Raw genomic sequence first — 10,630 nt, 5'->3', positions numbered from 1 at the left:
GAGGGGGAGATGTCCGGCAGGACAGAGGGGGGTGCTGTCCCGCCGACATTTGACATCGGCAACACAGGCACAAACGTTCGAAACGGGCTAACAACAAAAACCCGCCTCGGCGGGCGGGTCGTTGGCGCAAATCAGCACCATGACTATATTCCTAGCATAGCTGCCGTCACAAAGCAAGCGAAATCTTGCGGGTCGGCCTAAAATTCGGCCGCCCGCCGCGATATGGTGCAGCTGTCCGGATCGGAACCGGCGTTCGCGCGTTTGCAATTTTGCCAATGGGAGCAAAGCCATGAATGTCGCCAATCTGCAACTCGAAGGCCTGCTGATGGCCGTCGCATCGATCAATCAGGTCCTTGTCCGCAAGGGCGTGCTGACGGTCGAGGAGATAGACATTGCCTTGCGCAAGGCCGAAGCCAGCGAGACCAGCGAGGAGCGCTCCGAAGGCATGTCGGCGTCGAGCCGCGATGCCGTCAACTTCCCGATCCGGCTGCTGGAACTGGCGAACCAGTGTCAGCCGGAGGCGGACATGCCGTCATTCTCCAAACTGGCGCGCATGGTCGGCCAGATGAAGGAACCCTACAACGACCAGATGTAACGTCGCGATCGAAGGGCGCAAGCTTTCTGGACTAGAGTCCTCGAGGTTCGCGCGGCGCCTCCCCTTCTCCCCTTGTGGGGCCCGAAGGGCGGGCGAGGCCCGTGACTCGCCCCGGGCGGTGGCCGAGCCCACGGGTCTTGCCTCCGGCAAGCCCGAGGACAGGCTCCGCTCGATCGGATGAGGGGTGCTTCAGCTTGGCACCAACACCGAGGCTTAAGGCGTGTAGCCCAGCGCGGCCAGCGCCGACAGCCCTGCAACCAGGCCAATTGCGATAACAATGCCGAAATGCCGTTCCAGGAATTTGCGCCCCTGACAGTCGTATCGCATATCTGAAACTCCGCCGCGTAATCTGGAGCAATGTGTTCAGGCGTCAAGGTCCTTGACAGGCGGTAGACAGGCAGCTGCCCTGTTCATATCGTGGTTCATACTGGAACGTGGACGACACTCATGGCCGAGCATTCCTCGATAGGAGAAAGCCGCTCCCAGCCCGCTGCGGACCCTCGCCTGGCCTTCGTTTATGCGGAGGCGGTGCGTGGTCTCCAACACCAGCAGAACGTGGTGGAGAGCCTCAATACCCGAGCTGGCAATCTGATCTTTGCAACCGCGTTCGTGAGCTCTCTTCTCGGCGGCAGGGCTCTCCTGTTGGCGATAACGCGAGTCTAACTCAGGACAGATTGTCCAGCAGGGCAAGGATTGCTTTGAGACGAGATACGCGGGTAATTTCTCGCGCTAAAGCTGAGCTTCGATGGCAGCCTTGTCTACGACAGACCATACTTCTACAATTGTTTCATTGCGAAATTCATAGATAACATTCTCAGAAAAAGAAACTCTCCTCCCATTTACAGGGAGGCCGAGGAACCTTTCTTTCGGCGTGCAGTCGAACCCGAGCCGGCTCGCTATATAAGGCGGATCGGAAATCAGCATCTCGACGTTGAAATAAAGGTCCGGAATTTCAGCAAAGTCTCTCTCCAGCATTTTGAGATAACCTGATAGCCCGAGCCGCCGACCGTTGTGGATCACCTCATCATGAACGAACTGTCCCAGCTTCGGCCAGTCCTGCTTGTTCAGGCAGGCAATGTAGTCTCGGTAGACGTCGCAGAGGTCGGTTCTAGTCACGGCGATTGCTCCTGTCTCAAGGCCCTGCTGAACGGGCGTGTCTCTTGCTCAAGCCGATGACGGCATGAAGCGGCTTCATGCGCGGATGAGAAAGTGCTAGACAGCGTCACTTCCTCTATTCCCGCTTCGTCTAATGGTAGGACAGCGCCCTTTGAAGGCGTGAATCGTGGTTCGAGCCCATGAGCGGGAACCAGTAACTTCAGTAACTTAGATGATTTGCTCGCCAAACTGTCCAATATTTGGCCATTTAATCGCCAAGTCGCGATGCAGAGGAATGCTGTGGAGGCTCGGAAGTCTGAGGTTAGTGCTGAGCGCACTCGCATCTTGGTCCACCTAAGGCTCTCACTAGACGATCCGCAATCTCACATCTGCGACTGTGACGCCGACCTTGTCGAGTTCTTTGGCGATGTTCAACTCACGCTCGCACAATCAACAGCATCCGCCTAACGCCTCCGGTATTTGGGCTAGCAGTCATCAAATTGGTTCGATTGGTGAATTCATCGCGCCATCCTCGCAGCCGCAGTGCCGGCGTTGCTCGGCATGGTGATGCCCACGACGACGCGGCGCGAGCCGCATTCCGGCGCAGCCGGCCGGACAGCATGGGCAGCTGGAAGTCCCGGCCGCGCGTCGCGCCGGGTGACGGCCTTTCGCACCTCAACGGGCACGATCTGCGCGACATGGCACTGCAAGAGCGCCGCGATATCCTTGCCGGCACGTAGCTCACCGAGGTCAGGCAGGCCGGCATTGTTGAGCACGATAATCTCGCCGTCGATGATGGCGCTCTCGACGTCTAGCGAGACCGCAGCCTTCGCAAGATCACGATACTTCGGCGTCCAATCGAGCCCGCGGCGGGTAAATAGGCGCACGCCGTCGGCATCCTTGACGATCTGCGTTCTATACCCGTCGAACTTGACCTCATGAAGCCAGTTGTCACCCTCGGGAGGCTTCAAACGCATGCATTGACTCGCAAAACCGCGACTCAATTAGCACGCTCTTAATTAGTTCCGGAGCATTTTAACGAATCGTTGACCGCGCCGTCCTATTCTGGGACAGCGCGGTCAACCCCAAGGGCTGCGCAGGCGGCTCCGGCAATTCGCCTCCCCGCACCACTGTCGGAGCCGCTACCACACTCCTCTAAAATACCAGCAATGGTTGAACCAACTGTTACCGCACGTGCTTTCCAGTGCGCTTTCCCAGTCGTTAGACTTTGATGGAACAGAGCCTCGCCTTCACGGTTGACGCTGGCAAGGATGGCCGGGCGACCAAGCGACCCTATAACCACCAGATATGACGGAGGACCACATGGCCGACGACAAATCCAAGAGCAAGCAGGATCGCAAACCGGCCGCCGGCGAGGAGCCTTACGACGTAGCGGCGTTTGCGAAAAAATACGGCATACCGCCGAGCGAGGCCGCGACCATCATCAAGCGGTACGGGCCCTCGAGAAAGAAGCTCGACGCGCATATGGCGAGCCGCAACGCCTGATCCGCATCAGGCGGCGGCGGCCTGAATAGGAGTTGCTCTCACATTAGCCTGAGCGCATATTTCGTCAGCCGGTGAACTACTTAAGCCGGTCAGGCTCGGCGCCAGCCCCCCTCGATCCCTCGACGCCGAGCCGCTGGGGGAACGGCAACGCTGGAGGCGAACCATGCCCATGTATCTCTCACGATTCAGCTATACGCCCGAGACCTGGGCGCGCCTGATCGAAAACCCCGAGGATAGACGCGAGGCAGCCCGCACCTACATCGAATCGGTGGGCGGAAAGCTGCACGGGTTCTGGTACGGCTTCGGAGAGCACGATGGCTGGAACCTGTGGGAAGCGCCCGACAACGTTTCGATGGCATCTGTCATGCTTGCCATTGGTGCGGGAGGAGCGCTCAGCTCGTACGAGACCACCGTTCTCCTGAGCGTCGAAGAGACGATGCAAGCCCTTGGCAAGGCGAAGTCGGTCCGCTATCGCCCGCCGGGAAAGCCCTGACCAGTCGCGCATCAAGGCGCCGGATCGGTCTGCGGACTTTCGCGCGGCTGGCTAGGCTCGCCGTCCGGCTGGCGCCTGCGCGCTCGCCCGTGTCTTGCTCGCCAGTCTCGCGCTCGCCCGGATCGCGATTGCCCGTGTCACGATCGCTTGCAGCGGCTCCGGCCGGTGCAGCAGAAATCCCTGGCCGAAGGCAACGCCCATATCCGCGAGAATGTCGAGCGCATCCTGCGCTTCGATCTTCTCCGCCACCACGGAGCAGCCGAGGCTCCTGGCGATGCCCGATATGGCCGAGACGATTTCGCGGTCGAAGCGGCTCTCGGCAATATGCTCGATGAACGAACCGTCGATCTTGATCGCATCGACGGGAAAGCGCCGGAGATATTCGAACGAGCTCATGCCCGCCCCGAAATCGTCGAGGCTGACGCGGCAGCGCCGCTCGCGCGCCTTGCGGACGAACTGTTCGGCAGCAGTGAAATTGGTGACCGCGGCGGTTTCGGTGATCTCGAAGCCGATGCCGGAATGCGGCGCCCCGGTCTCAGCGATGAGGGCGTCGACAAAGTCCCAAAGCTGCGGGTCGCTCAGCGTCTGCGCCGACAGGTTGAAGCCGAGCGTGAGCGCCCCTGACTTCAGCGCCGGACCATGAAGCGACAGCGCCGTCCTGATGATCCAGCGGTCGAGCCGCGAGGCGACGCCGAACCGCTCCGCCGCCGGGATGAACTCGCCCGGCGGGATCAGCCGCCCGTTGCGCCCGGCAAGCCGCGCCAGGACCTCGACATGGCGGCTTTCTTGCCAGGGTTTTCCGAGCTGGTGGATTTCCTGGCCGAACAGTTTCAGCCTTCCGTCCGCCATGGCGTCGACGGTGTCGGCCGCCAGCCGCGCCGCATTGAGGCCGCCGGACCCTGACGTCGTCTCAGGCGAGAACACAGCGAAGCGATTGCGCCCGGCGGCCTTGGCCGCGTAACAGGCGTCGTCGGCGCAGGCGAGCGCGTCGGCCACCGCGGTATTCGCATCGGCGACAAAGGCGATGCCGATGCTGGCCGCAAGCCTGCGCGACGCCGCCGTCGAGCCGAGGTCGGCGTCGCGAACCGCCGCGAGAACGGCGCCGGCGAGACGCTCGGCTTTTGGCCCGTCGCAATCAGGCACCAGCAGCGCGAACTCGTCGCCGCCGAGGCGCGCGGCATGCACCGACGGCGGCAGACAGTTCAAGATGCCCTCGGCGACACGCTTCAGTGCAAGGTCGCCGGCGGCGTGGCCGGCGAAATCGTTCAACGCCTTGAAGTAGTCGAGATCGACGTAGAACACCGCGAGCCGGCGCGCCCTTGCGATATGCTCGGCCAGCAGCCGGTCGAAAGCGGCGCGGTTCAGAAGGCCGGTCAGCGCGTCATGGCGGGCCGCATAGGCAAGTTCCTGCTCGCGTTGCTTCGCCTCGGTGACATCGCGCACCGTGCCCAGGATCTGGCCCAAAGACTGGGCGTCGGCGATGAACCGTATCAGCGATTCGACATGTCGGATTTCGCCGTCCCGCTTGATAATGCGGTATTGCACGGCGACGACCTTTTGGGTTTGCAGCGGCGCCAGGTGAGCCCGCTCGGCGTCGGCCCTGTCGTCCGGATGCAGATAGCTGTGCCAGAGGTCTTGCGACACCTCGTCGGTGTCGGCGACGAGCCCGAAGATGTCCCGCGTGCGCTTGTCCCAGTAGCTTTTGCGTGCGGCGAGATCGTGGTGCCAGATGCCGGTGCCGCTGGCCGCCAATGCCAGGCCAAACCGCACATTGACCTGTTCAAGTGTTGCTTCCGCTTGCTTCTGCTTGGTGATGTCGGTCTGCACGCCCATCAGTCTGACCGGCCGGCCTTCCGCGTCGCGTTCGACCACTCCGCCGCGATCGAGAACCCATACCCAGTGACCGGATTTGTGCTTCAGCCTGAGCTCGGTCTCGATCGAATCGGTCAGGCCGGCAATGTGGCGTTCGCCGCTGGCCACCGCCCGCTCGCGATCGTCGGGATGCGTCAGCTCCAGCCAGAGATCGCTTGTCTTGGCAAGCTCACCCTCGCCATAGCCGAGCATCTGCGACCACATTGCCGAGTAGAAACAGTCGCCGCTCCTGAGATCCCAGTCCCAGACGCCAAGATGCGCGCGTTCGAGCGCCAACTCCCAGAACTCTCCGTTGCGATCCTTCTTGTCGGCCATGTCCTGGACTTCGCCCGCCTCGTCGCAGCCATTGTGCGGCAAAAGCAAAGAAGAAACCGTTACTGCGTAGCGGCCGGGGTGGACGGCCAATCTCCCCGTTGGGCAAGGCAATCGCATCTTGCGAAGAGGACCCCCACCCCTAACCCCTCCCACAACGGGTAGGCGAACTTTGCGGCAATAGCAGCCACAGCCGCGACGGCGCCAGCCCTCATCTCTTCCCTTGCGGGTAGATCGTCTCACCGCGCTTCAGCATCTCGACGAACGCCGCGATCTTCTTCTTGCGCCCAGCTTCCGTCTTCATGTTGTGGATGCGGAAGGCGAGCGCGAAGCGGTTCTGCGCGCTGAGCCTTGCCAGCATCGCCTTGGCCTTGGGCTCGGCGTCTATTGCGGCTTGCAAATCCGCGGGGATTTTCATGTCCTTGCCGCTTGCATAGGCGCGCGCCCAACGGCCGTCGGCCTTCGCCGCATCGACCTGTTTCAGCCCATGCTCGGTCATCCGGCCCTCCTCGATCAGCCGGGCGACGTTGTCGACGTTGATCTGGCTCCAGGTGCTCTTCCTGCCGCGCGGCGTGTAGCGCTGCAAATAGCTCTTGTCGTCGAGCCCCTTGCGCACGGCATCGATCCAGCCCCAGCACAGCACGACGTCGATAGCCTCCTTGGGCGTGATCGACGGCAGCCCCGAACCGACCTTGTGGATCTTGATCCAGACTTCTGTCTCGGTGTCGTGGTGCTGGCCGAGCCAGGTGTAGAAGCTTTCGGCATCGCTAAATTCCCGCACCTTGGCGGGATCGACCTTGACCGGCGCCATCAGCGGGTCTCGCTTTTTGCGATCATCGTCGTTTCCTCCTCGTCGCCGCTTGGCTCCGATCGAATGGAGCAACGGCAACCTCGTTACAAGGCTGGCAGGACAGCGAAGCTGCCGATCTCCCCCTTGAGGCCCCTTGAGGGGGTCCGGCAGGACAGAGGGCCCGCGGCGCCCACGGGTCTGCTTCGAAGAAGGTTACCGGAGGAATCCGGCAACGTTATCTTGTGTCCATTCCGGTCGAATTCCGAGGTAAAGCTGTAGGACCTGGAGGACTCGAAGCTGACCTTGTCGTACAGGCCGGGTTTGTTGGAATAATCCTGCAATTTTTTGAACAAGATTTTCTGCTCGAAAGGCCAATCCGATCCATCAGCCACGCTGCGCACCTCGCCGCAACCGACCTCGATGTCAACGACTGTCTTTCTCGATTGGGCGTCCCCCAGAAAATGAAGCTGAACGTGACCGTCGGCGCGTTTGGTGTGCCCGTAGCTGTTCAGCTTAAAAACCTCCACAAGATACTCGACCTTTTTACGCGAAATCTTTCTATTATCTCGATAATATATCTTGGTTTGCCTTACCCGTTGAATCAGATAATCCCTCTTGCACTGCGGTGCCGAGATTGAATTGTAGAATAGCAGGTAGTGTACTGCTCTGTTGGCTTCAGATTCTTTCCGAAATCCTTTCGCATAGTAATCGTCCAGGAATTCGTCTATCGGGACACCCGCTTGCGCTGCGAGCTCCTTTTCCTCACGGTACACCTTGTTTTTGCTCTAGGTTTTTGGATCGTCCAAGGTTCCCGACTGCTTGGTGTCGCCTTCCATCCCTCGGCGCAATGTGACCTGCTCAAGGATGATCTCCGATGCCGATAAAGGTATCGAAAAGAGCACAATGCCCAGAGCCAACAGGTACTTCATACTTCACGCACCTTCAGAATAGCGTGAGCCACAGCAGATGTTGAACCGGGGCATTGCCGCCAATTCGCGGTGTGGCTGCCGACGTGAGCTCGGCCACCTTCTCCCACAAGGGGAAAAGGGGGAGCTTCACTGCAGCTGCGGTTTCTTGAGAAAGCTGTTGCGGTCGGCCGACTTGACGCGCAGCCAGGTTTCGCGGCCGTCGCGCACAACCCGCAGCGGAATCTCCGCCCCTGCCGGGTTCTGCCACAGCTTGCGGTAGAAATCGGCGAGCCCGTCGACTTCGCCGTCGCGCACATCCGAGATGATGTCGCCCTGGCGCAAGCCGGCTTCGGCGGCCGGGCTGCCTTCGGCGACGCTCATCACCACGACCTCGCCATTGCTTTCGGCGGAGAAGGCGCCGAGCCACGGGCGCGGCGGCTTGGCAACCTGGCCGCGTGTCAGCAGATCGTCGAGAATAGGCGGCAGAAGGTTGATCGGCACCACCATATTGATATCGGCGATCTCGCCGGCGCGGCTCATCTGCAGACGCAGCGAACCGATGCCGAGCAGTCTGCCATCCTGCCCGATGAGTGCCGCACCTCCCCATGACGGGTGAGCGGGCGCGGTGAAGATCGCCTCGTCCAGGAGATACTCCCAATAGCCGGCGAATTCCTGCTTGGTGACGATGTGCGCGCTGACCGCCTGGCCGATGCCGTCGGCGAGCACCACGGGGTCGCCGGCCATCGCCCTAGCCGCGTCGCCGAAAGCCACCGCGGGCAGGTCGAGCGGGGCCAGCGCCTGCACTAGGCCGAAGCCCGATTCCTGGTCGTAGGCGAGCGCGTGCGCGGGAACCACGCGCCCGTTGTGGTCGGTCAGCCAGACTTCTTCCGCCTCGGTGATGAGGTAGCCGATGGTGAGCACCAGGCCGTTATCGCGAATGACCACGCCGCTGCCTTCCCGGCTGGTGCCCAGCGCATTCGCGGTGAAGGCATCATCCGGGATCGAAGCGCGCACCGCCACGATGGACCGCAAAATCGTATCGATGGTCATGCTTTCAATCCTGGCAATATTCACGACGGGCGTCAGAGGCCCGATCATTCTTATAGGTATGGCGCATGTGACGAGGCGCAAGGGCAGGGCAATCGCGCAGGCAGACCGGCATCGACAATAGTTCAACACAAGTTGAACTTCCCGCAGCCCGCACTACCTGTATCTATGCAAGCTGATCCTCCCCAAGACCCTCTCCGCTCACATCACAAGGCCTCCCGAGATGAACCAATACACACCGCCGAAAGTATGGACCTGGAACAAGGAAAATGGCGGCGCCTTCGCCAGCATCAACCGGCCGATCGCGGGCCCGACGCACGACAAGGAACTGCCGGTCGGCAAGCATCCGCTGCAGCTTTACTCGCAGGCGACACCAAATGGCGTGAAGGTGACGATCATGCTGGAGGAGCTGTTGGCGCGCGGCCACAAAGGCGCCGAATATGACGCCTGGCTGATCAGGATCAATGACGGCGACCAGTTCGGCAGCGGCTTCGTCGAGGTCAATCCCAACTCCAAGATCCCGGCGCTGATGGACCGCAGCGGGCCAAAGCCGATCCGCGTCTTCGAATCCGGCTCGATCCTGCTGCATCTGGCCGAGAAATTCGGCGAGTTCCTGCCGACCGAACAGCCGGCGCGCCCAGAAACCCTGTCATGGCTGTTTTGGCAGATGGGCTCGGCGCCGTATCTCGGCGGCGGCTTCGGCCATTTCTACGCCTATGCACCGGAAAAGTTCGAATATGCCATTGACCGCTTCGCCATGGAGGTGAAGCGCCAAATGGATGTGCTCGACCGGCGGCTGGCGGCAAGCGAATATCTCGGCGGCGACGCCTACACGATTGCCGACATCGCCGTGTGGCCCTGGTACGGCGGGCTGGCCAAGGGCCGCATGTACAACGACGCCGGCGAGTTCCTGTCGGTGCAGGAATACAAGCACGTGCAGCGCTGGGCCGACGCGATCGACGCACGACCGGCGGTGCAGCGCGGCCGCATGGTCAACCGCGCCTTCGGCGAGCCGGCGATGCAGCTGCACGAGCGCCACGACGCCAGCGACTTCGACACCAAGACGCAGGACAAGCTGGCGGCGGAGTGAGCAGAGCGATGGAGATGTGCGGATGACGCGCTGATCTCCCCCTTGTGGGGGAGATCAGCAGCTTCAACCCGCCCCGTCTCGACAGCGGATCGGGATTGCACAAGCCGCAGGCAGGCTTCTGCGCTGCCCAGTCGCCGGCATATGTGTCCGTAAATATATACTGGTTTGCTAAAGTAACGGAACGTCCAATGCACATTCCCAGAACCGAACATGTCCGCTTTCAGAAGGCTTAGACCATATTATCTATTTTGGGAACATCATGTCTAAGCATATGGATATTCAGCCAGCCTGGCCTGGAATCTCGACACGCGTAAAAACCGCAACCGTCTCGATGGTCCAGTACTCGCGGGTCGCGGTCACCTGTGTGTCTTTCGCCCGGCCCTATAGATCAGCTGGACGACGAACAAAAAATATCCAACCGCAGAACGATAGAGGTAAGGACCGTCCAGCCCAGCGCCCTCCAGATTGAACCCGTTGCCAAAAAAGTCGAGAGCGCCACGACGAATGACGCGGCGGTCATCCCCACCAGGAACTGTGGAAAGTTCATCGCTTTTCAAGGCCGCCCCGGAGCTTCTAACAGCCGCGACGACCACCCCTTGCCCATTTACCCCCGACCAACGTTTCACCCTTTTTGATGGTTGCGCAAGTGGCAAATGGATGAGAGGTGCGCGCATGTTTAATGCAATCCCTGGTTGTGATCCAGGGGAAAGATCATTGATGGGCAAGGAGCGATCGGTCAATCGGACCGGCGAAGAACCTTGAGATGCCGGCGGGACAAGCGCCCCCCTCTGGCCTGCCGGCCATCTCCCCCACTTGGGGGGAGATCGGCAGCTTCGGCGCTCCGCTCGCCTCCAACGCTGGTGATTTGCGAAAACGGCTGAGCGCGCAATCTCCCCCTTGAGGGCAGGGCTATCGCATTTGA

At 61.1% G+C, this 10,630-nt stretch carries 11 protein-coding genes and 1 tRNA gene; 5 read left to right on the top strand and 7 right to left on the bottom strand.

Annotated elements, in window-relative coordinates:
• Window positions 1-289: 289 nt before the first annotated feature.
• A complete protein-coding gene (locus NMG70_RS25080; protein WP_023803842.1) occupies window positions 290-595 on the top strand; it encodes a hypothetical protein in 306 nt (101 codons plus the stop codon).
• A gap of 729 nt (window positions 596-1,324) precedes the next feature.
• Here the strand turns inward: NMG70_RS25080 and NMG70_RS25075 are convergent.
• A complete protein-coding gene (locus NMG70_RS25075; RefSeq protein ID WP_254027012.1) occupies window positions 1,325-1,711 on the bottom strand; it encodes an ester cyclase in 387 nt (128 codons plus the stop codon).
• Window positions 1,712-1,830: 119 nt separating this feature from the next.
• Here NMG70_RS25075 and NMG70_RS25070 point away from each other — a divergent pair.
• A tRNA-Gln gene (locus NMG70_RS25070) sits at window positions 1,831-1,904 on the top strand.
• 304 nt (window positions 1,905-2,208) lie between these two features.
• Here NMG70_RS25070 and NMG70_RS25065 read toward each other — a convergent pair.
• Entirely contained in the window at window positions 2,209-2,667 is a 459-nt protein-coding gene (locus NMG70_RS25065) for an ATP-dependent DNA ligase (protein ID WP_254027011.1), read from the bottom strand.
• 346 nt (window positions 2,668-3,013) lie between these two features.
• Here NMG70_RS25065 and NMG70_RS25060 point away from each other — a divergent pair, with 346 nt between their 5' ends.
• Both NMG70_RS25060 and NMG70_RS25055 read left to right on the top strand, forming a co-directional pair.
• Window positions 3,014-3,196 carry a DUF3606 domain-containing protein gene (locus NMG70_RS25060; protein WP_077383486.1) on the top strand — a complete coding sequence of 61 codons (183 nt, stop codon included), beginning with the start codon at window positions 3,014-3,016 and terminating at the stop codon, window positions 3,194-3,196.
• A gap of 163 nt (window positions 3,197-3,359) precedes the next feature.
• Window positions 3,360-3,689, top strand: coding sequence for a GYD domain-containing protein (locus NMG70_RS25055; protein ID WP_202366865.1), 330 nt, complete (start codon window positions 3,360-3,362; stop codon window positions 3,687-3,689).
• Window positions 3,690-3,740: 51 nt separating this feature from the next.
• Here NMG70_RS25055 and NMG70_RS25050 read toward each other — a convergent pair whose 3' ends face one another.
• The 5 genes from NMG70_RS25050 to NMG70_RS25035 form a co-directional block, all read right to left on the bottom strand.
• A complete protein-coding gene (locus NMG70_RS25050) occupies window positions 3,741-5,876 on the bottom strand; it encodes an EAL domain-containing protein (RefSeq protein ID WP_254027038.1) in 2,136 nt (711 codons plus the stop codon).
• Between the two features lie 208 nt (window positions 5,877-6,084).
• Window positions 6,085-6,684, bottom strand: a complete 600-nt coding sequence (locus NMG70_RS25045; protein ID WP_254027010.1) for a YdeI/OmpD-associated family protein — start codon at window positions 6,682-6,684, stop codon at window positions 6,085-6,087.
• Between the two features lie 83 nt (window positions 6,685-6,767).
• Entirely contained in the window at window positions 6,768-7,436 is a 669-nt protein-coding gene (locus tag NMG70_RS25040) for a hypothetical protein (RefSeq protein ID WP_254027009.1), read from the bottom strand.
• A 12-nt stretch (window positions 7,437-7,448) separates the two neighbouring features.
• The gene (locus NMG70_RS33335; protein WP_436798456.1) at window positions 7,449-7,592 is read right to left on the bottom strand and encodes a hypothetical protein; all 144 of its coding nucleotides are present in this window, start codon (window positions 7,590-7,592) and stop codon (window positions 7,449-7,451) included.
• Between the two features lie 126 nt (window positions 7,593-7,718).
• Window positions 7,719-8,621, bottom strand: coding sequence for a S1C family serine protease (locus NMG70_RS25035; RefSeq protein WP_254016687.1), 903 nt, complete (start codon window positions 8,619-8,621; stop codon window positions 7,719-7,721).
• 220 nt (window positions 8,622-8,841) lie between these two features.
• Between NMG70_RS25035 and yghU the strand changes: the two genes are divergently transcribed.
• Window positions 8,842-9,708 carry a glutathione-dependent disulfide-bond oxidoreductase gene (gene yghU, locus NMG70_RS25030; RefSeq protein ID WP_254027008.1) on the top strand — a complete coding sequence of 289 codons (867 nt, stop codon included), beginning with the start codon at window positions 8,842-8,844 and terminating at the stop codon, window positions 9,706-9,708.
• Window positions 9,709-10,630: the final 922 nt, after the last annotated feature.

The sequence above is a fragment of the Mesorhizobium ventifaucium genome, assembly GCF_935822925.1.
In the GTDB taxonomy this organism is placed as follows: domain Bacteria; phylum Pseudomonadota; class Alphaproteobacteria; order Rhizobiales; family Rhizobiaceae; genus Mesorhizobium; species Mesorhizobium ventifaucium.
The sequence above is the reverse complement of the archived record's forward strand: the minus strand, read 5'-3'. Positions and strand labels throughout refer to the sequence as shown.